This window comes from Ureibacillus endophyticus (assembly GCF_024159215.1).
Lineage (GTDB): Bacteria > Bacillota > Bacilli > Bacillales_A > Planococcaceae > Ureibacillus > Ureibacillus endophyticus.
The window spans coordinates 1,485,404-1,510,155 of record NZ_JAMYWW010000001.1; the positions used below are offsets into that span (position 1 = coordinate 1,485,404).

Here is a 24,752-nt window from a genome sequence, read left to right on the forward strand (position 1 = left end):
AGGCCGGCACTTTTATTTATTGATTTATATTACATACAAGCTTAAGTAAACAACTGTATTTATTCTATAGGTGATATTATTTGATCAAACAGGAGTTTTATTTACTGACTTTTTATTTTTTGCTGGGGCAATGATAATGCCTGTTGTTTCTTCAAAATCATATAAATTTGTAGGTAAATCAGTGAAACGTTCTATTTCATTGTAGGCAGGGATACCGTGGTAGGACATATCTAATCCTTCTTCCTCTTCTTGTTCACTTGCTCGTAAACCGACTGTTACTTGACATACCTTTGCAATGAAGATTCCGCCGATAAGTCCCCACACAACTACGACAATTGAACCCAATAATTGTACTTTTATGAGAGAAAAATCACCAGTTGTAAAAAGACCTTGAGATGAATCGAACAATCCAACTGCAATTGTACCAAATACCCCATTAAAACCATGTACAGCTACAGCTCCAACAGGGTCATCTACTTTTAGATTATCTACTAATAAAGTAGCATAAATCACAATGACACCACTAGTAACACCAATAATGATGGCACTCCATTGAGAAACAAATGCACATCCAGCAGTTATAGCCACTAAGCCGGCTAATACACCGTTAATCGTCATACTTGGGTCTGCTTTTCCAAACTTTTTCAATGTCATGAAAAGAGCAGCAGTACCACCACTTGCTCCGGCAAGAAGTGTATTAAGGGCAATTGATGCAAGGGAAGTATTGGATGCATCTAGTGTGCTTCCAGCATTAAAGGCAAACCATCCGAACCAAAGAATAAAAGCACCAGAAGAAGCTAACGGAATATTACTTGGCGCAAATACATTCGTACTACCATCTGAATTAAATCTTCCTTTTCTTGGTCCTAATATTTTGGCTATTGCAAAAGCAATGAATCCACCAAGTGCGTGAATTGCAGCAGATCCAGCAAAATCCTTCATGCCCAGTTTGGATAACCAACCTTCACTACTCCAAATCCAATGACCTGAAAGAGGATAGATAATAATACAAATCAGGGCTACTGTTAGAATATAGGCTTTAAAATTCATACGTTCAGCTACTGCACCGGAAACAATTGAAATACTAGCAACTGCAAATCCCATTTGAAATAGAACAAAAGCTGCACTAGGTAATTCAATGGATAAAGAAATCTTTTCTGGACTGCCAAATAAACTTGTCCCAATCATTCCAAAGGCATCTTCCCCAAACATAATGCCAAAACCAATGAGCCAAAAAGCTAAGATGCCAACTGTTAAATCTACAAAAATCTTCATCGTAACATTGACCGCATTTTTAGTTCGAACCAAACCAGATTCTAGTAAACTAAATCCACCCTCCATAAATAAAACCATTGCCGCTGCTAACACAATCCATACTGTATTTAAAAAGATTAATTCCATATTCTATCCCTCCGGATTCACTAAATCATCTATACTTAGGTCTGCTTCTCCTGTCTTAATGTTATAGGCTTCAAGAATGGGATATACGTAAATTTTTCCATCCCCATCTTCTCCTGTTTGTGCAGAAGCAACAATTGTCTCTATTGTTTGCTTGACCATATAGTCGGAAAGGACAATCTCTAATTTAATTTTTGGGCGAAGGGTTACTTTATAATTTTTCCCCCGATAAACCCCTTGTGTTTCTTTTTGTTTCCCTCTTCCAACTGCCTGGGATACGGTGAACCCCGTAATCCCGATACTCTTTAATCCTTTTAGGGTATCAGTCAGCTTTTCGGGTCTTATGATCGCTTCAATTTTTTTCATTTTTATCACCTGAAAATTTTGAATTTTATATTGTACTAATATAGTATATTTTTTTCATATATCCAATCTCGATATTAGATTATACCTATCGTAATAAAACATTTAGGACCAGAGAGTACTGATAATAGTGGCTTTATTAATAATGGAGGAAGTTATATCTAGAGTATTATTTCAATTTTATTGTTATATAAATGAAAATAAATGACCCTTAAGAAAGAATAAGTGAATCGCTGTAAAAATTATCGTTTGTTGCCTTTTTATGAAAAATTCTCTAAAGTTGTATTAAATAATGGATATTAAAAGGGGGAGGGAAATTGGATAATTCATTTTTGATGAAGACTGATACAACTTATACACTGAACTTTTTGATTTACCTACAAATATTTTTCTAAATTAGAATAAAGATGAGGGAGAAATAAAATTTCCCTGTTTATTTAACAGAATTACATTTGATGAAGATTTTGAATTAAGATATAAGGAACTGTGGAATGAGGTATCGCAACAACTATATAACTGCTACTAGCGCAATTCAATTAGAATTGTGCTTTTTCTATATCAAAAATTTAATTAAAGTGTTGACTCTTACCTTAGAGGATACTTTAGTATAAAGACCACAGAAAGGAGGTAACAATGTACACCGTTCATGAAGTTGCTAAACTAGCACATACAACTGTGAAGACGTTACACCATTATCACAAAATTGGCCTTTTAATACCAGAACAAACTACAGAAGCTGGCTATCGTTTATACGGAAAAAAAGATTTAGTACGTTTACAGCATATTCTTTTTTACAAAGAAATGGATTTTCCTCTTAAGGAAATTAAAGAATTATTAGATGGGGAAATTAATCGGGAGAATAGGCTGATACAACAAAAGTATTTATTAGAGAAAAAAGTCAATCGTTTGAAGGGCCTCATTGAGACAATTGAATGTTCTATTGAAAGTGTAAAAGAAGGGGGAGATTTAGATATGGAGAAAATGTTTAAAGGTTTTAATACAGAAGAGGAATGGAAAGAAGCTTTAAAGGACCATACAGAACATTTGAAGAGTGAATACGATTTTGACCTGTCCAGTAAGGCGATTGATGTAGAATTAATGAACGACACTGCAATGGAAGCACAGTCATTTAATGAGGATATGGTTCATTTCTTACAATAAGGTCTGTCAGTAAATGCCCCGCAAGTATTGGATCGTGTAAAAGAACATTTATCATTCCTTGAAAGTAAAGGACATCCTTCAACACCACAAGATTTCCTAAATCAAACAGAGTTTTTCATTACAGACGACTATCACAGAAATATGCTTGAACAACAGCAAGTTGGTTACAGTTATTATCTAAATAAAGTAGCATCTAACTACTTGTCAAATCAATAATTAAAGGGCGCTTTTTTGTATTGGAAAAGCGCCTTTATTAATGCTCTGTGAAAGTTTAGGTATTTAGTAAATCATTTTTTACTAAAATACGAATTAAACATTGATTTATGTTTCAGTATATAGCCTTGATACCGAATTTGTTCGGAAGTTTTAGTGATTTGAATAAGGACTCTGTAGAACTATCACATTTACAGAATCACGTAATTGAGTATATGTATATGCAAAAGAGAGCCTTAAATCTTAAAGAAATAAGCGTTGGATTTGGTATTATTAAGCAACAACTAACCAATATCATTAGTGATTTAGAAGATGGTGGTTATGTGGTTAAGGAGCCCGATCCAAAAGATAGACGCGCGGTTTTGATATCACTGACACCAAAGGGTAAGGGAATTGAAGAACGAAAATGGATTAAGGTTTATCAAATGTTTAATGAAAATTTAACGAAATTAAGCGATGAAGAGAAAATAGACTTAAAATATGCTCTTCATAAAGTGAATGTATTATTAAAAAAAATGGAGGATAACCAATGAGTCAAAGAGAACGAGTGTCAATCATAGTGATAGGTGTAATTTAAAGACATATATAATTGTTTACTTACAGGTGTCATCGTAGCCTCAGTAATCTTGGTAAAACAAAGTCGACAAGTTAAAAAGGGAGTATCTTAAACTTTTTAATTGCGATAGGGATAGTGCTAAATTTTATCTGTAAAATAGGACGCATTTCTTTCATAAGGAATGCGTCCGTTTTTTTGGGATAGCGCCTGTCTTAATTTAAACATCAAAAGCACAACATCTATTAACAGAAATGTAAACCATACAAAATTAAAATACTTATGTTTGAAGGGTGAATAATGAAACGAAAATTTATTTTTAAAGAGAATAGATGTCCTCGAGGTATGTTTTTATGGATGCAATTTCTAATTTTAATTCGGTCATATCTTGTTCTTCAATTGCGGCAATTAATTGATTAATGCTTTCTTGTAAACTTTCATATTCATCTTCATCCCCCATTAACTGGATTTTCCAGAGGTTATGACGATATAGTTGCTCTAATTTAGCACCGAGTAAATTTAGTTGTTTCCAATCTGGATCCTTTAAAGCGTTCTCAATCGAGTTCACCTGTTCATAAAATTCATTTTCTCCATTAATATTTGAGCAACCAGATATCAAAATTAATAACGATGAAAGTAAAATCCAATTTTTCATAAGTTAAGTAATCCTTCCTAATTTGAATATAATAACTAGGTTTTCCTAATAATAGTAAAAACATAATCAGTCTTAAATAAAAATTGGAGGAATTTTTTTAGTGCCAGATTATTCATTAATTTTAATACGATCGATTATCGCATTTATCTTATTGCTATTTTTGACTAGGATTATGGGGAAAAAACAACTTTCACAACTTACATTTTTTGATTATGTCGTCGGGATTACTATCGGATCAATTGCTGCATCGATGTCTGTTGATAAAAACATTCAAATTTCAAATGGGGTGGTCTCTTTAGCTATCTGGGGGATTTTTCCGATTATCCTCGGATTTTTTGGCATGAAATCTAGAAAGTTCCTACAAATAACAGATGGAAGACCTTCTATCGTCATCAAAGAGGGCAAAGTTTTAGAAGAAAGTATGAAAAAAAATCAACTTGCTATTGATGAATTAATGATGCTTTTAAGAGAAAAAGGGGTATTTAAAATTGAAGATGTTGAGATGGCTATCTTAGAAACAAATGGGGAACTAAGTATTATGAAAAGAACAGATGTGGAACCAATTACACCAAGTTTATTGGGCATGAAGGTAAAATTAGAACACGCCCCAACTTTATTAATTGTCGATGGACATATTTTATATAAAAATTTATCTACTTTAGGATATACTGAGGAATGGCTTCAAAAAAAAATAAAAAAACAAGGTGCACAATCAATAGATGATATCTTTATAGCTCAAGTTGATTCAAACGGGTCTCTTTATGTAGACCTTTATAAAGATAAGATACAAAAAGATGAAAGTTAATTAAAAACCCGTAAAAACTTACTTTATGTAATATTTACGGGTTTTTATACTAGTTCGGTGGATATTTAAGATTATTAATCATTTTCGTACCAAGGATTTAAATGGATTAACACTTCTGCCACATCATCATGATGTTCCATAATTGTCTTTTTAATTTTACGTATAATATCATGACCTTCTTGAATCGTAAAATTTGCTGGTACACTCACACGAAGATCTACCAGTATATAATGACCATTTTCTCTTGCGCGTAGTCGGTCAATCCGTTTTACATCTGGTACAGTTAAAATGAGATTGTGAAAATCATCTAACAACTCTTGACCTACGCTTTTTTCCATAAGTGATGCACCAGCTTCTACGAGCATTCCGTATGCCAATTTAAATACTAAGATAGTTACAATCAATCCAGCAATTGGATCCCCAAACAATAGGATGTTATTTTGAGTAGCTTCTCCAACTAATGTAAGGCCAATACCAATTACAGCAGCTAATGAAGCATACACATCTGCAAGATGATCTTTTGCTGTAGCAATTAAACCTTTACTATTTGTTTTTTTCCCTATGTTCATCGTGTATATGTATAAAATGAATTTCCAAACTAGAGAAATAATAGCTGTTACGAAAGCAATTACCCCTGCTTTTTCAGGCTCCTCAAAGAATACTTTGATAGATTCATAAGCAATATAACAAGCGGCTAAAACTAAAATAATTCCAACAATCGCAGAGCTTAGAACTTCCGCCTTCCCGTGTCCATAAGGATGATCTTCATCAGCAGGACGCTTAGAAATACGCATCGATGCTAATGTAGCACCACTTGCGATTACATCACCAGCATTATGATAACCATCTGCTAGAAGTACGGGACTGTTAAAAATTGCACCAACTATTATTTTTAGAAATGTTAACACTATGTTGCTGATTAAACTAATCCAGCCAGCCATCATGGAAGTGTTTGAATGTGTGTGTTGATTCATTAATTTGTACCTCCACTAAAAATCTTTCCCTAAAACAACAAAATCCTTTGACTTTAATCGTCAAAGGATTTTAAGTGAAAATATATAATTTAGTTAAACTAGAAAACGGCATCATATTCTATCACTCCTAAAAATTAGCGCTCATAAATTATAGTCCTATTAAATTATGTTTTCAATAGTTTTAAATATTGAGTTTGTTTTTTATTTCTGTTTACAATCTTTAACCTAATCCAATCACATTACTTGAATTGTAATCATGTTACTAAATATTTTGAAACACCAGAACCATTCGAGAAGTTAAATCTTTTCGAGTTAAGTGGAAAAGAGAATAAAAGGAGCTCAATAGAGATAATGATGGCTTATAAAATGAAAAGGTCCTAAAATTTAATATTTAGAACCTGTTAAAAACGTTATATAAAATTTTTTAAATCAATAATGAATTCATATATAAAATAACAGGCAAATCCAAATAACAATATTCCTGCAATGATTGAAGTCCACTTGATCATATTACGATTCATAACTTTTCTTGTTAATGAAACGATTGTTAATAATCCAATATCATGCATTAATATACCTGTTAAAATACCTAATGCGACAATAATGAATTGATTTGCTCCATTTTCTGCAAACGAATCAGCTAAAACTGCTCCAAATACAGAAACCCAAAACACTAAATTTCCTGGAGAGCTAGCTACTAATATTCCATTGCGATAGGTTGAGAAAAATGATTTTGTTACTTTTTCGCCTGCTAATGTTATATCCTTATCTGCATTTTTAATGGAGTCATAAGCAAGTATCAATAAAAATACAGCCCCAACAATCCAAAGTGGCATTTGAATATAAGGTAAAGCTAAAAAATTAGCTAAGCCTAAATATAATGCCATAATTAGTAACAAATCAATGGTCATTCCACCAATTCCAACAGCCCAACCGTGGATAAAACCATTTTTTAAACCTTGTTTTGTCATCTCGACTGTTATTGCACCAACAGGCATTGCAATGGCAAGTCCAATCATGACATACGTAAAATATAAACTCATTTCAACACTACTTTCAAAAAAGCATCCTTTCTTACGTCCGTTTATAAATATAAATGTACTTGAATAAAAATAATTTTTCAATTTTTTTCTATAAATACAGGAATAGGACAAGATTTTTTAAAGTTAAAAACAGACGGCCATTTTGAAGCACAATTCGAGAGCTTCTAAACCGTCTGCTTTTAATATCTTACAAGTCTCAACAGTTACAATTTGCAACTACTATCAACTTATTATTTATTATTTGGAGAAACTAGGATTTTGATTTGTTCTTTATCGTTTACTAATGTTTCGAATCCTTCTGATACGATATCATCGATAAGAATATGCTTTGTGATTAATTTTTCAGCTGGGAAGTAACCTTGTTTCATTAAATTCATAACAGCTGGGAAAATATCACGATATGCGATAATACCTTTTACAGAGCGTTCAGATAGTACGATATTATTTGGTTGGAATGATGCTTCATTTTCCCAAATGGATACAATAACTGTTTCACCTTCAAATGTAGTAGAATTAATCGCTTGTTTCAATACGACTGGCACACCAGTTACTTCGAATGCTACATCTGCACCACCGTTTGTCAGTGCTTGAATTTCTGCTACTACATCTTCCACTTCTGCTGGATTAATAACAGCTGTTGCTCCAAGCTCTAATGCTTTTTCTCCGCGTTTTTTTGATAATTCTACTGCATAAATTTCTGATGCACCTGCAACTTTTAATGCTTCAATTACTAATAAACCAATTGGTCCAACACCGAATACAACGGCTTTATCTCCAGCTTTTATTTTACTCATACGTACTGAATGTAATGCTACTGCTGCTGGCTCTACTAAAGCACCTTGCTCTAATGTTAACCCTTCTGGCATTTTATGTACCCAGCGTTCATCAACTACTGTATATTCAGAGAAGCCACCGCCTCCACCAGATAAACCGTGGAATCCTAAGTGTTTACAAATATTATATTTTCCTTTTTGACAAGCTGGACATTTCCCACAAGCCAAAATTGGTTCTACGACAACTTGGTCACCAACTTTTACGCTCGTTACGCCTTCTCCTACTTCAACAACTGTTCCAGAAAATTCATGACCCATTACAATTGGTGCCACATCTTTACTTACTTCATGCGGTTTTTCAACAGGAATAAAGATTGGACCCGCTACGTATTCATGAAGATCGCTACCGCATATGCCTGTATATGCAACTTGAATTTTTACACGACCTGAAGTTACTTGAGGTTCTTCAATGTTTTCTACTCGAATATCTTTTGCTTTATACCAAAGTGCTGCTTTCATAAGTATTACACCCCAAATCAAAGTATTTACTATATATGTAATAGCAATATAATTTTACCAAATTTATCGATACTATTTTGTGTAAAACTATAAAACTTTCTCAATAAAATGATGAAATAATGTACAAAAATTATTGACTGAATAGCTAACGGGCACTTTTTGAATGAGAAAGGGACTAAAAACTATGGAAGTGATTTTTTTCTAATAACATTGTAAGAGATTGGATTTAGAAATAATGTATATTGTTAACAAGGAATTTAATTTATACTAGTTGAAGATATATTTATATAAAAGAAGTTTATGGAGGCAAAATATGTTTAAACATAAGATTAATGATTTGACTGAATTAAGATTATTAGAAGTTAGACATACAAAATTACTTTTTGAATTAACTAATCAATCTAGGAACTATTTACGTGAATGGTTGCCTTGGGTTGACTCTACCAAGACTATTGAAGATACGAAGCATTTTATTGAAGGCATTATGAAACAATTCTGCAACAATAATGGTTTTCAAGCAGGTATTTGGTATAAAGGAGAATTAGCAGGAGTTATAGGGTTACATGGTATAAATTGGGCAAATAAATCTACTTCAATAGGCTACTGGTTAGGTGAAACATATCAAGGCAAAGGTTTAATGACAAATTCTTGTAAAGCCGTTATCGATTACTGTTTTACAGAGTTAAATTTAAATAGAATCGAAATAAGGGTTGCAACAGAAAATCTTAAAAGTTTAGCTATCCCTGAAAAACTAGGCTTCCAAAGAGAAGGTCGTCTAAGATGTGTAGAGTGGCTATATGATAAGTATGTAGATCATTATGTCTATGGTTTAACAAAAGAAGATTATAATAGAATTAATCAGCATATGGATTGAGAGATAAAATGCAGCCTACTTGATTACATTAATGAATAATATTTTACATGTATAAAAAGCCATTTGAGTATTTTTCAAATGGCTTTTACTTATATCAAAGGTTAAAAGAATCATAGTTGAGTGACGATTATGATTAAAAAGTGTACGTTTATGATGAAAAAGGGACTGAAATATAATATAATGCTAAAATACTAACAGGTAGAATGAATTACCTTAAGTGTTAATTTTGACGTACCTAAGAATATTATGGATGGGAGGTATATAGGATAAATAGGCTAGAAAATGCTTTGTTTAGTTTTTTAAATCAAGAAAATTTTTCGCCTCTTGAAAAAGAAAAATTAAGGTTTGGTATTCAAATTGTATTAGCAGAGATTAATAAATTGCTAATTATCTATTTGGTTGCATTTTTATTAGATTGTTTTGTACCAACACTGATAACACACCTTTCTTTCTTGCTTTTAAGACAAGTATGTTTAGGATATCATTTTAAAAATTTGTATATATGTATTGCAGGGAGTCTGATAGCATTTCCAATAGCTATAAACTTTTTAACAAATCAATTCGGTAATCTTTCAGCTATCTTCCTATATATCGGTTTTTGTATTCTGTTATTATTCATCTACATACTTGCACCACAAGGTACTGAAAATCAACCAATTATTAGTGAAAAACACCGAAGTTATCTGCGTAAGCAAATGAACATAAGACTATTCATTTTAATTGGTGTATTTTGTTTCAGTCCAGCAGAAATGAAGGTTCTAATCAGTTATGGTGTATTTTTAGAAGTGTTTATGTTAATTACACAAAAAATAAAAGGGGAGAAATTAGTATGAAAAAAGAGAAACAAATGACAGTGAAAAATAATAAAGGATTAAAATTAAATTTTGTTGCGTCCAAAGTAGCTCAAGGACTTGTGGCAGTAGGTGGTATGGCAACTGTTCAAGCGTGTACAGCATTTTTCAATGAAAAGAAAGTACCTGATGAGTTATTGAAGAACAATCGTTTTGCAGATAATGAATAAAGTGAATTGGTGAAGGTAATGCAATTATTAATCGCAGGTTTGGTTGAGTTAATCGGAATATTTTGGGCTATTTCTTATACAACTCAAATCAAGTTAAGTATTAAGCGTATCTTGTTTTATATATTACTAAGCATGGGTCCTGCCATTGTTCTACTACAATTTGTAGGGCAATGGCAAGGAATCATCTACTTAATAATTAGTTCTTTTACTTACTTCTATTGGCTCTCCAAAAGCTTCCTAACTCTCATACATATATGCTTTGTCTTGATTTTTGGTGTTATAACAGATAATCTTTCGCAATATGTGATGACTGCTTTACCTAATATATTACCTGGAAACTTAGAACATTTATGTATTTTTACGTTGTTGTTTGTTGTTAGTATTATCATTTATCAACATTCAACAAGAAAGATCTATAACTTAATTGGTGAAATAAAAGTTGCGTATATGCTTATTCTTTTTATTGCACTTGTGACAATGGGGACGTTCTATATCAATCTCTATTTAACAGATTATTTATCTAAACAGAATCTATTAAAATTTAACATCATCACACAGATTACCTACTTTGCAATAATGCTGTTTGTACTGTATTTTACAATTGTTACTATAAAAAAAGAAAACCACTATCGAAAAGTTGAGTTTGAAACAGCGCAGTATACAGAATACATGCATTCATTGGAGTTAATTAATAATGATATGCAAAAATTTCGCCATGATCATGCCAACATCTTAGTTACCATGCAGGGGTACATAGAAATAGAGGATTTTGACGGATTGAAAACGTATTTTAAAAAGCATATTTTTTCTGCTGAAGAAGATACGATTAAGAGAAATATGCGGCTAGCAAATTTGGCGAATTTAAAAATTACAGGGATTAAAGGGCTTATTTTAACAAAGACGCTTCAAGCAGAAAAAGAGGGAATATCAGTACATATTGAAATTCCAGATGAAATTGAGGAACTAAGCATGAATGTGATTGATATTTCTAGAATTCTAGGAATATTTTTAGATAATGCTATTGAAGCAAATATAGAAAATAACGAAAATAAAGAAATCGATATTGCAATTTTTCACAGTATGTCGGGTTCCACACTAATCATCATTGAAAATACGATAAGCGATAATTCTATCATGATTAACCAGATATTTGATGAGGGCTACTCAACGAAAGGTAAAAATCGTGGTACGGGATTAAGCACTGTTAAAAGCATTCTGAAAAACTATCCGAATGTTATGCTGAATACAGATGTAAATAATGGTGTATTTACTCAAATTATCGAGGTTACAAAGAGTGAGGGGATTCGATGAAAGTTGTAATTTGTGAAGATAATCCACAACAACAAAAAATGCTTTATAACAGGTTAAGAAACTATGCCATGATCAACCATCCAAGTGTAGAATTTGTACTAGTTGCCTCTCATTCTGCGGAGGTTTTATCCTATTTAGAGGATCATAAAGCAGATTGCTATTTCCTAGATATTAATTTAGGGGACGGACGCAATGGGCTTGAATTGGCTTCTGAAATTAGAAAACACGATCCGATAGCGAGTATTATTTTCGTAACAGATTATTCAGAAGCATTGAAGTTAACATTTAAGTACAAAGTAGCGGCATTAGATTTCATAATTAAGCGTACCGAGGAGAGTTTTACCGATGAGTTAATTGAAGCTTTTGTGAGTTCAATTACACGTTACGAACAATTAGGACAAAATAAAGTGACCAATTTCTTTCAAATTAAAATGGGAGAATTAATAAAAAACATTCCTTACGAAAATATTTACTACTTTGAAACATCTGAGGATTTTCATAAAATTCGATTATCTGAAAAAAATGGAGTATTTGAGTTTTACGGAAAACTTAAAGAGATTGAAGAGATGCATTCAAGTTTTTTCAGGTGTCACAAAAGTATGGTAATCAATCTTCAAAATGTAGTGGAGATAAATAAGAAGGAAAAGTACGTCGAATTAGCGAATGGTGTGAGATGTCCCATTTCTATTCGAGCGCTACGAAATATTCAGCATAAGGTGAATGAGCATTTAGTAAATGATTAAAAACGGCTAAGGTTGAAGGTTTACCCACTTCAACTTTAGCTGTTTTCTTGTTTAGAGGTTGATTCCTGTTATTTGAAATTTGGTAAAAATTTGCATAGTGCGAAACGATTATTACAACAAACCGAACGCTCAGGAAAAAAGTCCCTACTTTGATGAAAAGGTATTAAAATAAAATTATAAGTAATTGACGAAATTAATTTTGACTATATAGCATTTGGTTTACTATAAAGCTTTTAAAAGGGGGAGTTAGGAGTGTCTAATCAACCGATTGAATACGATGGAGAAGTTTGTTTAGAGCGTGCTTTAAAGCTTCTAGTAAAAATGGATGGTTTGTGTGAATCGGTGATACAAAGGATTCTCAGAGAAAAAAATTATCAAGAACTATACGAGTTACTAGTGAAATCTCGTTATAATGAGCGTTATGATGATGTAGCATCGAGTTTGTATCGACCGTTTCATTTTGATGCAGGTAGCTGTTTATCAGAGGCTTTAATATGTTTAATTGAATTAGGTGCTATGAAACATGAAGAAATTATTAAAATTTTAGATCAGCAAAGTTACGCAGGTTTATATAATTTTTTAGAAATTCGAATCCATCAGTACAATCAGTATAATCTAAAAAGAATGGCAACGTAGTGTTGCCATTTTTTAATAGTGAGCCCTAAAACTCTTAGTATTGGTTATAGTAAATTAATAATCTAACATGTATAGTTATACAAATATAATATTTGAAATTGGAATAACTTAAGTTTTCAGAGGTGTAAGATGGCAGATTTTTTATCAATTGATTTTTCAAACTTTGCTGCTTTTTTAATGGTTGCAATGGTGATGATGATTATTCCAGGTCCAGATATGGCATTCATTATAAGCAGAAGTGTTTCTGGTGGTAGAAAACAGGGGATTGCAACTGCATTCGGTATGCAATTAGGATTTATTTTCCATATTTTAATAGCTGTTTGTGGACTTTCAGCGATTTTAATGACATCAACGATTGCTTTCCAAATTGTAAAATACGTTGGAGCAGTTTATTTAGTCTATTTAGGGGTTAAAATAATACATGAAAAACAACAAATCACATTGGATACACAACAAAAAATCCATTCTAGTGTGTGGAAGTCTTTCACACAAGGTGCTATTACAAATATTTTAAACCCTAAAAATGCTTTATTTTTCCTAACTTTTTTACCTCAATTTATAAAACCTGCTGCTGGTAACACCGCTTTTCAATTCATTTTCTTAGGTGTTGTATTCGGTGTAATGGGTTTAATATTTGACATTTTATTAACTTTATTAGCTACAGCATAAAAAATCGTTTTACAACAAATACAAAAGCAATCCAATGGCAAAAGAATATTAGTGGTGGTGTATTAATCATATTAGGTGCTATTTTGGCTTTTGAAAAAAGTAGAGCTTAATATTATCATCCTTAGTAGGACGCTTTCCTTAAAACAAGGAAAGTGTTTTTCTATTTATGATAAGATTAAGAACGAAAAAAAGTCTGTTACTTTAATGGTTCTATAATATTTGTTGGGGTTTTACTACAATTTTTGACAATAAAAAAGCACGTAACCACCGATTTCGATATACTTGAATTGACGAGAAACAAGTTATGAAAGGTGATACGTGCAATATGAATTTTAACATGAATATACCAGGATTAAAAGATGTAACAATTCATAAGATGGAGGAGATTGGAGACCGTGTGGCTTTATACGTGTCGCTTCCGAAGAAAGAACATCAATGTCCAGTTTGTAAGAGAATGACCTCTAAAATTCATGATTATCGAGTTCAAAAAATTAAGCATTTAAAATGGTTTGAAAGATTAACTATCCTTTTTTATAAACGCCGTCGTTATGTATGCGAATGTGGAAAACGCTTCTCAGAAAAATCCCCTTTCGTGGATAAATATCAACGTTACTCAAAAGAATGGAACCAAGTTGTTGGAATTCGTTCAGTAAAAGCAAAGACATTTAAGGAAACTGCAGAAGTCCTTGGAACATCTAGTTCAACTGTAATTCGTCGCTTTAAAAATGTTGTAAAAGAACAGTTAAAAGAGGGAGTACATTTACCGAAATGTATTGCAATCGATGAATATAAGGGAGATACCGATGCAGGGACCTATCAACTAATTATTGCGAACGCTGAAACACACGAACCGATTGATATTTTACCAAATCGACGCAAAGAAACGATTAAGGATTATTTAATGAAATATGGAGCAGCTGTAGAAGTAGTGGTAATGGATATGAATCCAAGTTTTAAGGCAGCTGTTAGAAAAGCATTAAATCGCCCCATTATCGTAGCAGATCGATTCCATTTTTCTCGTTATATTTATTGGGCACTAGATGAAGTACGTCGTAAAGTGCAGAAAGAATGGCATCCTTATGATCGTAAAAAGTGTAAGAAAATGCGCCATGTCTTATATAAACGGTTTGATAAGTTAACAGAGAAGAATCGCTGGTATTTAAGACGCTATACAGGGATGTCTAGTGAATTGAGAAAAGCCTATGAACTTAAGGAAGCCTATTGTAAATGGTTTGATTGGGCAAAAACAACTGATGATATAACAGAAGTTAAAAAGAGATTAGAAGCTTTTTACCGTAAGGTAGAAGAAGCAAAGATTCCAGCATTCATAAAAGCGATTCAAACTTTTAAGAATTGGCAAGTAGAGATCTTGAATAGCTTTAGTTTTAGGTATTCAAATGGATTTCTAGAAGGCATTAATAATAAATCGAAGGTAATGAAACGAAATGCTTATGGTTTTAGAAGTTTTAAGCATTTTAAAGCAAAGATTTTATTAAATGATTTATATAAAGAAATCGGGGTTCATTTAGGTTAACAAGGGTGACGTGCAAGAACACATCACCCCAACATTTGACTAAGAACCACTTTAATGGGGGGGATATAGTTGAAAGTAATTTCATTCATCTTATGCATATTCGCATTTATAATTTTTGTAGCTGCATCAATTACAGAAAAGTATAGTTCTTATACACCGATAGCAATTATTTTAATTGGATGTGCATCTTTATTAAATGGTTTGCGATTTTTAAAAATTAATGAACTAAAGAATAGCGGAAAGTTTAACATAATCATTGGGATTGTGATGATTTGTTTAGGGGGGATTGTATTAGGACTTTGATTCATAAAACTATCTGAAATTTTTTCTTCATATAACGGAAATGAGCATTTTATCAAGGGATAATTGCATTATAAGAATGCACATCAGCATAATCAGTTGATGTGCTTTTAATTATGCATTTTATTTTAAAAATCTTTGATTAAAATTTATTGACCAAACTAGCTACTCTATTTTATTATGTAGTAGTACTCAATATTGTTGATTACCAATATTATTGAGTACGAAAAGAGGTGATTTTTTTGCAAAACATGCGTGAAATGCTGAAAGGCGTCTTGGAAGGTATTGTGATGGAAATTATAAGTCACGGTGAAATATATGGTTATGAGATTACTAAAAAACTGCGCTCATTAGGATTTGAAGAAGTGGCTGAAGCCTCTGTATATGCATTGCTACTTAGGCTAGAAAAAAACAAATTAGTTCACATTACAAAAAAAACTTCTGAATTAGGCCCTCCAAGGAAGTTCTATACACTAAATGAGCGAGGGCATGAAGAATTAGTTGCTTTTTGGGCTAGATGGGATTTTTTACGTGAAAGACTTCAAATTTTAAGATTGGAGGAGAAAGAGAATGAAATTTAGTGATGAGATGAAAGGGAAAATTAGACAGTTTGCAAAGGAACAATCCCAATATTATTTGGAAGAAGCAGAAATGACATATCTTGAAAAGTTGAAATATAAGACAGGTCAAATGAGGGGGCAGGTTGCAGCAAAGCTTTCAAAATTAAAGAAAGAATCAAATATGTCCATTGAAGCTCAAAACGATATGATGCTGTACATGAGTGATTATATGAACGACTTAATCGAACAGGGAAATTCTGAGCAGGAAGCCTTTGAACGTGCGAAGGAAGAGCTGAAGTTTCGTAGCGAAACCACAGATTCTGCCAATTTACAGAAAAGATTTGCTGAATACTATGAAAATCTTGATACTGCCCATTATGAAGCAATCGGATTATTTTACGCTGGTTTTATGTTTTTTGGCGTTTCGATTGGCGCTCTAACTGGATTTCTCGGTAGTGGCGGGAAAGATATGTTCTACTCAGGAGGGTGGATAGATACGCTGATTGGTGTCGTTGTTGGGGGAATCATCGGAATTGGTTTAGGCCTAATTAGCAATGCGTTTATTCTATTAAAGAAAAAATAGAAAGTGGCTAACATTCTTAAAAGACTGAGGGAGGCGAACTGTCGTGAGAAATATCAGAAAAAAGAAGGATATTGGTATTTATGGTTTCGTCGCAAAAGAGTATGACAGAAACTCTCGAAAAAGCAGGCTTCCGGAAATGCAAAGCTATGCCAATGAAGTCGAATACTATGTAGGAAAAGGTGCTAATGTTTTGGAAGTAGCACCTGGCCCAGGGTATTTGTCCATTGAACTTGCCAAAAGAGGCTTTCATGTAACAGCAGTGGATATCAGCCCTGATTTTGTAGAAATCGCAAAACGAAACGCAAACGAAGCAGCTGTTTCAGTAAATTTTCTAGAGGGGAATGTGTCAAACCTACCTTTTCAAGATTGCCAGTTTGATTTTGTTGTGTGTAGTGCTGCATTTAAGAACTTTAAGGATCCTGTGAAGGCATTATGTGAGATTCATAGAGTGCTGAAACAGGAAGGAAAAGCGTTAATCATTGACATGAATCATGAGGCAACAAGCGAGGATATCAACAAGGAAGTAAGTAATATGAAAGGGTTTGATAGGTTATTCGTCAAATTTTCATTTAAGACGTTCTTAAAGAAAGGTGCGTATACAAAAGATGAATTTGCTGAATTTATTAAACAAAGTCCTTTTAAAAACTATCATATTAGAAAAGAAGGAATCAGTTTATATGTTTATCTGGATAAATAAAGTCGTTCACGTTTTTTAGTTGAACATGTTGAATCAACTCATTTTCTAAACGGACTAAGTCAATAGGCAAGGTCATTGTCGGGTTACTAACTTTTTTGGGTTTATTCACATTACAGAAAAATTATTTTATATCTACAAATCCTTACGTACTGTATCCACAATTACACCAATACATTTACCACTTGTCTTATTTAATATTTGAATTAACCATTTTTACTTCTAAAAATTTCGCCCTCTATTGACATTAAGTAATTACATGCTAGAATGATAAAGACTTTGTCGCGTTGAAGCGCTAAAGTTAGTATTGTGAAATAATTTCATCTAGGAGTATACAGCATATGTTTTCTATTGAGGCAAAATCAAAACCGTCAGTATTCGAAGCATTATTCATTGTAATTCTCGTTATTTCAATCATTTCAATTGCAATCGGTAAGTTTGGTAGTACACCACATATCCCGATTCTGTTATCCATTATTCTTCTTATTTTTTATGGTTTGCTAAAGCGTGTGCCATTTAAAGTGTTGGAAGAAAGTATGAAATCTGGATCCATTTCAGGAATTGGTGCTATTTATATTTTCTTTTTAATCGGTATATTGATTAGTAGCTGGATTGTTAGCGGAACAATACCAACGCTTTTATATATGGGTTTTACCCTCGTTTCGGCTAGTTTCTTTTATGCCATAGTCTTTATCATTACAGCAATTATCGGTACAGCCATTGGTAGTTCATTGACGACAGTAGCGACGATTGGGGTTGCGTTTGTAAGTATTGCAGGAGCCATTGATGCATCACTAGCATTGACGGCTGGCGCGATTGTATCCGGAGCATTTTTTGGTGATAAAATGTCGCCATTATCAGATACAACGAATTTAGCTGCAAGTATCGTCGATATTGATTTATTTGAACATATTAAAAATATGAGTTGGACAACGATTCCTGCGTTTATAATTAGTGGTGTCTTATATGCTGTTTTATCGCCTTCAATTGCAGGAGTAAATAATACAACGATTGAGTACTATCAAGCTAGTTTACAAGATACAAATTTAGTTCATTGGTATGCGATTGTTCCACTTCTAGTCTTGATTGTTTGCACATTTATAAAAGTGCCGGCATTTTTAACACTGATAATTAGTTCTCTTGTGGCGCTTTTCTTATCAATATTCCATACGTCTTTATCCATTAGCGATTACTGTGCAATTTTATATAGTGGTTTTGTTTCTGAAACAGGCGTGGAAGTGATTGATTCATTGTTAACTCGCGGTGGTATCAGTAATATGTTCTTTACCATTATGCTTGTTGTGCTTAGTCTCAGCATGGGTGGGTTATTGTTTGCTTTAGGGATTATTCAAACATTGCTTAGTAAAATTGAAAGTTTATTAAAATCAGTTGGAGCATTAATAACTGGTACGGCCTTTACTGCAATTGGTATTAATGTTGTAGTTGGAGAACAATATTTATCGATTTTATTAACGGGGGAGGCCTTTAAGCAAAAGTATAGAGAACTAGGCTTACAACCAAAAAACTTAAGCCGAGTAATGGAAGATGCGGGTACTGTCGTAAATCCGCTTATCCCTTGGAGTGTTTGTGGACTATTCATTGCCTCAACACTTAATGTTTCAGTAATCGATTATTTACCGTTTGCGTTCTTCTGTTTACTAAGTCCAGTCCTTACGATCCTCTTTGGATGGTTAAATCTAACGATATCAAAAAACTAAATATAAAGATTACGCAGATTAGAATTAGTTCTAATCTGTTTTTTTAGGTTCTATATTAATTGTTGGGGTTTGCCTACAATTTATGAAAAACAAAATGCACAACATCACCTATTTTTCTATACTTGAGTTGACTAGAAACAAGCAGAAAAAGGTGAGTTGTGCATTATGAATTTTAACATGGAACTACCAGGATTAAAAGGTGTAAATATTGAAGAAATGGTTGAACAAGAAAATCGTGTACTAGTCTATATTTCCATGCCTATAAAAGAACATATTTGTCCAGCGTGTGGTGAAAAAACAAAGAAAATACATGATTATCGAATGCGAAAAATCGGCCACCTTTCCTTTTGGGGACGTTTAACTAAGTTGATGTATAAATGTCGTCGTTACCGCTGTCAATGTGGAAAGCGTTTTGCAGAAAAGGCTTCATTTGTCGAGCGATATCAACGTTATTCAAGAGAAGCGAATCAAGCGATGACGATTCAATCCGCGAAATCGAAAACATTTAAAGATGCGGCAATGATTCTCGGTACATCTATTTCAACCATCATAAGAAGATTTAAAAAACAAGCAAAAGCAGTATTACCAAAGGGTGTTCAATTACCAAAAGCAATTGCCATTGATGAATACAAGGGAGATACGGATGCAGGAAAATATCAATTAATTATAGCGAATGCGGAAACACATGAACCAATCGATGTTTTGCCTAATCGCAGACTTCAAACGATCAAAACTTATTTGCAAAAATATGGTCAAGAAGTGGAAATCGTTGTCATGGATATGAATGGAAGTTTTAAAGCAGCGGTTCAACAAGCATTGGGAAAACCAATCATTGTGGCGGACCGATTCCATTATTGTCGTTATATCCATTGGGCTTTAGATGAAGTCCGAAGAAAAGTTCAAAAAGAAATGCATGCCTATGATCGTAAGAAATCGAAGAAAATGCGATTTGTTTTACATAAGAATTCCGACAATCTATCAGAGGAAGAACGTTGGTATTTAAATCGATATCTAGCTTTATCATCAGAGTTAAAGCAGGCTTATGAATTAAAAGAAGCATTTAAACAGTGGTTTACAGAATCCAAAAGGAGAGAAAATATACAGGAGGTCAAAAGTGGATTAGAAGCATTTTACCGAAAGGTAGAAGAAGTAGGCATTCCAAGCTTTTTAAAAAGTATACAAACACTAAAAAACTGGCAGAATGAAATATTAAACAGTTTTGTATTTGGATATTCCAATGGCTTTTTAGAAGGAATTAACAATAAATCAAAAGTGCTCAAACGAAATGCTTATGGATTCCGAAAATATGAGCACTTTAAAGCGAAAATACTATTAGGTCACCTATATAAAAAAATAGAGTTGTATGTTGGGTAGGATGAACGCGCGCGTTCTGCCATCCATTCCTTCTTCGCTACGCTTCAGAAGAAATGGATGGCAGAATAGTATATCAAATATCCAAGTTTTCTTGTCCTCTCATTTCTTACCCCAACAATTGACAAAGGACCTTTTTTTATTGCTAAAACTTTTGTCATTGCATTTTGTCACAACAATAGTGTACGATACATAGTATAAGTTAAATACTGTACGACATACATTATTGTTGAGTGAGGTGATTACATGAGTAATTTATTGGATTCATTAACAACAGAACTTAGAAGAGGCACATTGACATTAGCGGTATTAAGTCAGTTAAGAACACCTCAATACGGATATTCACTCGTTCAGTTATTAAAGGAATCAGGAATAACCATTGATCAAAGTACACTTTATCCATTGCTTCGCCGATTAGAAAAACAAGAGCTTGTCTCAAGTAGTTGGGATACGTCAGAGAGCAGACCACGTAAGTACTATGTTTTAAGTGATTATGGTTTGGAAATCTTTTTGAAATTGAAAGAAGAGTGGATGAGCATTTCGAAAGAACTTTATACGATATTAAGAGAGGATGAAGAAAATGATGTTGATTGATATATACATTCAAGAAGTCACTCGTCGGCTGCCTGAAAAAATGCGATCAGATATTGCACTTGAATTACGATCAACAATAGAGGATATGTTGCCTGGTGAATATAGTGAGGAAGATGTAAAGGAAGTTCTGAATACTTTAGGTAACCCAGTAGTATTAGCAAGTGGTTATAAGGATCAGCCAATGCATTTAATCGGTCCTCGCTACTTTGATGTTTACGTTTCGTTATTAAAAATGATTCTACCTATTGCAGCGGTCATCTCCTTGATTACAGTAATTAGCCAAAACGTCTTTGGATACAGTGGGGATGAGGCGATTCTAAGTATTGTTTTACACATTATTGGTGAAGGAATATGGGCAACTATAGACGTGGGCATCCAAGTCTTTTTCTGGCTAACACTTACTTTTGTCATTATTGAGAGAGTTGATAAAAATAAAGATGAACAACCCGTAACATTAAGCGCGGAAAAATGGACTGCAGATGAATTAAAAAATATTCCATATATCCCGAAGAAAAAAGCGATATCAAAATTTGAAATATTTGGTGGGTTAATGTGGACTGCCATTTGGGCTACAGTATATTTTAATGCGAATCAACTTGTAGGTGTTTATCATGGAACTGAAAATGGATTAAAATTTGTGATGCCTGCTCTTAATCAGGAAGTGTTATTACAGTACTTACCAATCATTGTGATAATAATCGGCATTGAAATTGCGATGTCTTTATATAAGTTATTAAAGGCACAATGGACAAAACGAATGGCTATTTTTAACGCAATCCATGAACTAATTGTAACAGTAGTCTTCATTATGATTATTACCAATTCCAAATTAATGAACCAACAATTTATTTCATACATGAGCGATTTATTCTCGAAGGAGAATTTTAATAATTGGTTAATTGGTAGTGCAATTTGCATATTTATAATCAGTGCTGCCATCAATGTATACGATGGATTCAAACGATCGAGAGTTCATAAGTAACATGTTAAAATTTTGAATTTGATAAAGAAAAAAAGTATCAACCACCTCAAATTTGTCAATGATATGACAAGAGGAGGTGTTGATACTATGCAACAAGAAGTTCTTTGTGAGGTAAATAACTGCCAGTATTGGGCAAACGGGAACAAATGTAGTGCTGAAAAAATTTATGTAGTTAGCAACAAAGGTAAAGAAGCATCTACTAGTGAAGAAACAGATTGCAAAACATTTAAACCTGAGAACTAATTTATTAAGAGGTAACCAACTACGATTGGTTACCCTTTATTATTGATAGTATTGATAATAACTCTCATTTTCATTCGTGTTACTTCAATTATTTTTCCTCAGATCTACCTTTAGGAAGAATATTTCTTTAAAATGGACGTTTTATTCTCAAAAAAACAATCATATTTTTCTTCCATACATTACAACAAAGTTAAAGTATTTATAAATACAATCAACATCTTTAAAACCACTTTCTTCTAACCAATTTAATTGTTGTGTTAAAGTGGCCATCTTATCTAGCTTAGTTCTTTCATAGGCTGCGTAGATTTCCTCTTCTGTTAATCCACTACTTTCAACTTTATTTTTCCAATCATCTTTATAAAGCTTTTCAAGTGAAGCGGTATGTCCTAAAACTTGATCAGCATTTACAAATATACCGCCATCATTTAGTAAGTCATAAATTTGAATGTATAAATTTTTCTTCTCTGTATCTGTTAAATGATGTATGGAAAGAGAAGAAACAATAATATCAAACTTATTATCATATTCGTAGGAAGTATAATCATCGACAATATAATTGATATTTGAAAAATGGGAGAAACGTTCTTTGGCAACATTTATCATTTTCTCTGAAATATCAATAAGTGTTACTTTTGCTTCAGGAAATTTATTTAATATAAAAGATGAGAATAATCCAGTTCCTGCACCAATATCTAACACAGTTGGCGTTGAAGAATGGGTTTCTATAATAGATACTGGTATAGAATAAAAATCATCAAAACATGGAATCAATTTTCTTCGTTGTGAGTCATACTTTTCTGCATTTTCGTTAAACTTTTGGACAATAGATAATTTTGAACTTTGATAAACCATAATTTTTTTCCCCCTTCATATTGTTAATTGAATTATAATGACTATTATCAGTAATTAAAATTAACAAAAATGACATTTTTTGATAACGAACCGTTATTAGGAGGATGAAATGGATATTAGATGGATGAAAACATTTATTATATGTGCGAAGTATGAAAATTTTAGGAAAGCATCGGAAGAACTATTTTTGACACAACCTGCTATTACAAAGCATATAAGACGACTTGAAGAGCATCTTAATACACAGTTATTTGAAAGAAGTGGAAAAAAGGTACGATTAACTCAAGCTGGGTATAAATTTCTCCCTTATGCAACGGAATTAGTATTAAAGTATGAACAAGGGATTGACAACTTTGAATCTTGGAAACAAGGATATAATCGTAAATTAACTATTGCAACAGCACCTCAAATTGCATCATCATTTTTACCCTCGTTGTTACGTGCGTTTATCGATGAAAATCCTGATATCGAAGTGATTATCAATGTCACGAAGTCTTTTGAAATAGGTGGCGAAATAAGTTCTGGAAAAGCTGATTTAGGACTATCCAGAGCACTGCCTTTGGAAACTAAATTAAAAACAGAAATTATTCATGAAGAGCCAGTTATTTTAGTCGGAGCTAATTTACAGAATGGAGCAAGTGCTATTGAAAGTGAAGTATTATCTAATTATCGCCTAATAACTCATAATCATCCAGATTATTGGGATTCGTTATTAATTAATGTAAGAAGGCATTATCCAACAGTTCGAACGATGGTGGTAAATCAAATAGAAGTAACAAAAAAATTTATAGAAAATGGTCTTGGTGTTTCATACTTACCATATTCTATGGTTAAGGATGAACTAGCAAATAAGAAATTAACGGAAGTAAAATCTGTGAAAATTTCACCACCTACCTCCTCAACATATGCTATTACGAAAATAGAGACAAATGAGGCAAGGAACTTTATTAAATTTTTGCGAGATTCTTTATAAAAATATAGCGATACGAGAACTTACAAAAGGTTTTTTAATTATTTTGTAGAATATAAGTTAGAGGAATGTTTATACATATAAGGAGAATGGAAATGTGGTTAAAATTACTGTTCCCTATGCTTGCACTAATTGCTGGTATGGCAGTGGCTGTGCAAGGTCAGATTAATGGTGGTTTAGGGAAAAAAATTGGTGTGATTGAGGGTGCCTTTTTTAGTTTTGCATTAGGTACATTGGTCTTATTATTTGTTTTAATATTTTTTGGCAACGGTCAAATTTCATCTGTTTCATCTGTACCAAAATGGCAATTAATTGGTGGGATTTTAGGTGCATTTTTTGTCATCGTTCAAGTGCTGGTTGTGCCAAAAATTGGTGTATCGACTACCTTGCTAGCAGTCATTGTTGGTCAGATTATTTTAAGTGTTGTGATTGATCACTTTGGACTGTTTGGTGCAGAACGTCGCCCGGTAGACATGAACAAACTAGCTGCTGTTGTATTAATGTTTATTGCATTATATCTATATAATAAAAAATAACTATAAAGCAATTTCAACTAATAGGCGCTATCCTGGAAATCAGTGATAGGGCCTTTTATCTTGTTGATTAAACACTACTTTTTATTGTTTGAAATAAACTAAAT

The 24,752-nt window shown here is 32.8% G+C and carries 30 protein-coding genes; 23 read left to right on the forward strand and 7 right to left on the reverse strand.

Annotated elements, in window-relative coordinates; translation table 11 throughout:
• Nucleotides 1-84: 84 nt before the first annotated feature.
• Together NKR20_RS07250 and NKR20_RS07255 are read right to left on the reverse strand one after the other, a co-directional pair.
• Nucleotides 85-1,401, reverse strand: coding sequence for an ammonium transporter (locus NKR20_RS07250; protein ID WP_253424865.1), 1,317 nt, complete (start codon nucleotides 1,399-1,401; stop codon nucleotides 85-87).
• A 3-nt stretch (nucleotides 1,402-1,404) separates the two neighbouring features.
• A complete protein-coding gene (locus NKR20_RS07255) occupies nucleotides 1,405-1,764 on the reverse strand; it encodes a P-II family nitrogen regulator (protein WP_253424868.1) in 360 nt (119 codons plus the stop codon).
• A 630-nt stretch (nucleotides 1,765-2,394) separates the two neighbouring features.
• Between NKR20_RS07255 and NKR20_RS07260 the strand changes: the two genes are divergently transcribed.
• The 3 genes from NKR20_RS07260 to NKR20_RS07270 all read left to right on the forward strand — a co-directional run bounded on the left by NKR20_RS07260 (nucleotide 2,395) and on the right by NKR20_RS07270 (nucleotide 3,668).
• Complete coding sequence (locus NKR20_RS07260) at nucleotides 2,395-2,922, forward strand: MerR family transcriptional regulator (protein ID WP_253424871.1); 528 nt, start codon at nucleotides 2,395-2,397, stop codon at nucleotides 2,920-2,922.
• 27 nt (nucleotides 2,923-2,949) lie between these two features.
• Nucleotides 2,950-3,138 (forward strand): hypothetical protein, encoded by a 189-nt coding sequence (locus tag NKR20_RS07265; protein ID WP_245987594.1) that lies wholly within the window; start codon nucleotides 2,950-2,952, stop codon nucleotides 3,136-3,138.
• Between the two features lie 107 nt (nucleotides 3,139-3,245).
• A complete protein-coding gene (locus NKR20_RS07270) occupies nucleotides 3,246-3,668 on the forward strand; it encodes a MarR family winged helix-turn-helix transcriptional regulator (RefSeq protein WP_121215289.1) in 423 nt (140 codons plus the stop codon).
• 339 nt (nucleotides 3,669-4,007) lie between these two features.
• On the opposite strand, the gene NKR20_RS07275 is transcribed toward NKR20_RS07270, so the two are convergent.
• Nucleotides 4,008-4,343 carry a DUF4363 family protein gene (locus NKR20_RS07275; protein ID WP_121215290.1) on the reverse strand — a complete coding sequence of 112 codons (336 nt, stop codon included), beginning with the start codon at nucleotides 4,341-4,343 and terminating at the stop codon, nucleotides 4,008-4,010.
• A 100-nt stretch (nucleotides 4,344-4,443) separates the two neighbouring features.
• Here NKR20_RS07275 and NKR20_RS07280 point away from each other — a divergent pair, with 100 nt between their 5' ends.
• On the forward strand, nucleotides 4,444-5,148 hold the full coding sequence (locus NKR20_RS07280; protein ID WP_121215291.1) for a YetF domain-containing protein: 705 nt from the start codon (nucleotides 4,444-4,446) through the stop codon (nucleotides 5,146-5,148).
• Between the two features lie 74 nt (nucleotides 5,149-5,222).
• Here NKR20_RS07280 and NKR20_RS07285 read toward each other — a convergent pair whose 3' ends face one another.
• The 3 genes from NKR20_RS07285 to NKR20_RS07295 all read right to left on the reverse strand — a co-directional run bounded on the left by NKR20_RS07285 (nucleotide 5,223) and on the right by NKR20_RS07295 (nucleotide 8,457).
• Nucleotides 5,223-6,122, reverse strand: coding sequence for a cation diffusion facilitator family transporter (locus tag NKR20_RS07285; RefSeq protein ID WP_121215292.1), 900 nt, complete (start codon nucleotides 6,120-6,122; stop codon nucleotides 5,223-5,225).
• Nucleotides 6,123-6,532: 410 nt separating this feature from the next.
• Nucleotides 6,533-7,165 (reverse strand): LysE family transporter, encoded by a 633-nt coding sequence (locus NKR20_RS07290; RefSeq protein ID WP_121215293.1) that lies wholly within the window; start codon nucleotides 7,163-7,165, stop codon nucleotides 6,533-6,535.
• A 230-nt stretch (nucleotides 7,166-7,395) separates the two neighbouring features.
• The gene (locus tag NKR20_RS07295) at nucleotides 7,396-8,457 is read right to left on the reverse strand and encodes a 2,3-butanediol dehydrogenase (RefSeq protein WP_121215294.1); all 1,062 of its coding nucleotides are present in this window, start codon (nucleotides 8,455-8,457) and stop codon (nucleotides 7,396-7,398) included.
• A gap of 313 nt (nucleotides 8,458-8,770) precedes the next feature.
• Between NKR20_RS07295 and NKR20_RS07300 the strand changes: the two genes are divergently transcribed.
• From NKR20_RS07300 to NKR20_RS07380, 17 genes are all read left to right on the forward strand, one after another.
• Nucleotides 8,771-9,331: a GNAT family N-acetyltransferase gene (locus tag NKR20_RS07300; RefSeq protein WP_253424873.1), complete on the forward strand. Its 561-nt coding sequence runs from the start codon at nucleotides 8,771-8,773 to the stop codon at nucleotides 9,329-9,331.
• Nucleotides 9,332-9,618: 287 nt separating this feature from the next.
• A complete protein-coding gene (locus tag NKR20_RS07305) occupies nucleotides 9,619-10,164 on the forward strand; it encodes an accessory gene regulator ArgB-like protein (protein WP_253424876.1) in 546 nt (181 codons plus the stop codon).
• Nucleotides 10,161-10,352, forward strand: a complete 192-nt coding sequence (locus tag NKR20_RS07310) for a hypothetical protein (protein ID WP_121215297.1) — start codon at nucleotides 10,161-10,163, stop codon at nucleotides 10,350-10,352. Before NKR20_RS07305 ends, NKR20_RS07310 begins: the two co-directional genes overlap by 4 nt.
• Nucleotides 10,353-10,370: 18 nt before the next feature.
• Nucleotides 10,371-11,663: a sensor histidine kinase gene (locus NKR20_RS07315; RefSeq protein ID WP_121215298.1), complete on the forward strand. Its 1,293-nt coding sequence runs from the start codon at nucleotides 10,371-10,373 to the stop codon at nucleotides 11,661-11,663.
• Nucleotides 11,660-12,406, forward strand: coding sequence for a LytR/AlgR family response regulator transcription factor (locus tag NKR20_RS07320; RefSeq protein ID WP_121215299.1), 747 nt, complete (start codon nucleotides 11,660-11,662; stop codon nucleotides 12,404-12,406). The genes NKR20_RS07315 and NKR20_RS07320 overlap by 4 nt, the downstream gene beginning before the upstream one ends.
• 252 nt (nucleotides 12,407-12,658) lie before the next feature.
• Nucleotides 12,659-13,042 carry a hypothetical protein gene (locus tag NKR20_RS07325; protein ID WP_121215300.1) on the forward strand — a complete coding sequence of 128 codons (384 nt, stop codon included), beginning with the start codon at nucleotides 12,659-12,661 and terminating at the stop codon, nucleotides 13,040-13,042.
• Nucleotides 13,043-13,171: 129 nt separating this feature from the next.
• Complete coding sequence (locus NKR20_RS07330; RefSeq protein ID WP_253424879.1) at nucleotides 13,172-13,711, forward strand: LysE family translocator; 540 nt, start codon at nucleotides 13,172-13,174, stop codon at nucleotides 13,709-13,711.
• A gap of 325 nt (nucleotides 13,712-14,036) precedes the next feature.
• Nucleotides 14,037-15,245, forward strand: a complete 1,209-nt coding sequence (locus NKR20_RS07335) for an ISL3 family transposase (RefSeq protein ID WP_253422723.1) — start codon at nucleotides 14,037-14,039, stop codon at nucleotides 15,243-15,245.
• 69 nt (nucleotides 15,246-15,314) lie between these two features.
• Entirely contained in the window at nucleotides 15,315-15,548 is a 234-nt protein-coding gene (locus NKR20_RS07340; RefSeq protein ID WP_121215302.1) for a hypothetical protein, read from the forward strand.
• Between the two features lie 248 nt (nucleotides 15,549-15,796).
• Complete coding sequence (locus NKR20_RS07345) at nucleotides 15,797-16,126, forward strand: PadR family transcriptional regulator (RefSeq protein ID WP_301285993.1); 330 nt, start codon at nucleotides 15,797-15,799, stop codon at nucleotides 16,124-16,126.
• Nucleotides 16,116-16,688 carry a hypothetical protein gene (locus NKR20_RS07350; protein ID WP_253424883.1) on the forward strand — a complete coding sequence of 191 codons (573 nt, stop codon included), beginning with the start codon at nucleotides 16,116-16,118 and terminating at the stop codon, nucleotides 16,686-16,688. The genes NKR20_RS07345 and NKR20_RS07350 overlap by 11 nt, the downstream gene beginning before the upstream one ends.
• Before the next feature lie 43 nt (nucleotides 16,689-16,731).
• On the forward strand, nucleotides 16,732-17,385 hold the full coding sequence (locus NKR20_RS07355) for a class I SAM-dependent methyltransferase (protein WP_253424886.1): 654 nt from the start codon (nucleotides 16,732-16,734) through the stop codon (nucleotides 17,383-17,385).
• Nucleotides 17,386-17,723: 338 nt separating this feature from the next.
• On the forward strand, nucleotides 17,724-19,100 hold the full coding sequence (gene nhaC, locus NKR20_RS07360; RefSeq protein ID WP_253424889.1) for a Na+/H+ antiporter NhaC: 1,377 nt from the start codon (nucleotides 17,724-17,726) through the stop codon (nucleotides 19,098-19,100).
• A gap of 165 nt (nucleotides 19,101-19,265) precedes the next feature.
• The gene (locus NKR20_RS07365; RefSeq protein WP_253424673.1) at nucleotides 19,266-20,474 is read left to right on the forward strand and encodes an ISL3 family transposase; all 1,209 of its coding nucleotides are present in this window, start codon (nucleotides 19,266-19,268) and stop codon (nucleotides 20,472-20,474) included.
• A 243-nt stretch (nucleotides 20,475-20,717) separates the two neighbouring features.
• Nucleotides 20,718-21,065 carry a PadR family transcriptional regulator gene (locus tag NKR20_RS07370; RefSeq protein ID WP_253424892.1) on the forward strand — a complete coding sequence of 116 codons (348 nt, stop codon included), beginning with the start codon at nucleotides 20,718-20,720 and terminating at the stop codon, nucleotides 21,063-21,065.
• A complete protein-coding gene (locus NKR20_RS07375) occupies nucleotides 21,052-22,047 on the forward strand; it encodes an HAAS signaling domain-containing protein (protein ID WP_253424895.1) in 996 nt (331 codons plus the stop codon). Before NKR20_RS07370 ends, NKR20_RS07375 begins: the two co-directional genes overlap by 14 nt.
• A gap of 87 nt (nucleotides 22,048-22,134) precedes the next feature.
• Complete coding sequence (locus NKR20_RS07380; RefSeq protein WP_121215308.1) at nucleotides 22,135-22,290, forward strand: DUF1540 domain-containing protein; 156 nt, start codon at nucleotides 22,135-22,137, stop codon at nucleotides 22,288-22,290.
• Between the two features lie 159 nt (nucleotides 22,291-22,449).
• Here NKR20_RS07380 and NKR20_RS07385 read toward each other — a convergent pair whose 3' ends face one another.
• Nucleotides 22,450-23,142 carry a class I SAM-dependent methyltransferase gene (locus NKR20_RS07385; protein ID WP_121215309.1) on the reverse strand — a complete coding sequence of 231 codons (693 nt, stop codon included), beginning with the start codon at nucleotides 23,140-23,142 and terminating at the stop codon, nucleotides 22,450-22,452.
• A 109-nt stretch (nucleotides 23,143-23,251) separates the two neighbouring features.
• Here NKR20_RS07385 and NKR20_RS07390 point away from each other — a divergent pair, with 109 nt between their 5' ends.
• Complete coding sequence (locus NKR20_RS07390) at nucleotides 23,252-24,115, forward strand: LysR family transcriptional regulator (RefSeq protein ID WP_121215310.1); 864 nt, start codon at nucleotides 23,252-23,254, stop codon at nucleotides 24,113-24,115.
• Between the two features lie 86 nt (nucleotides 24,116-24,201).
• Nucleotides 24,202-24,648: a DMT family transporter gene (locus NKR20_RS07395; protein ID WP_253424898.1), complete on the forward strand. Its 447-nt coding sequence runs from the start codon at nucleotides 24,202-24,204 to the stop codon at nucleotides 24,646-24,648.
• The last annotated feature ends 104 nt before the right edge of the window (nucleotides 24,649-24,752 follow it).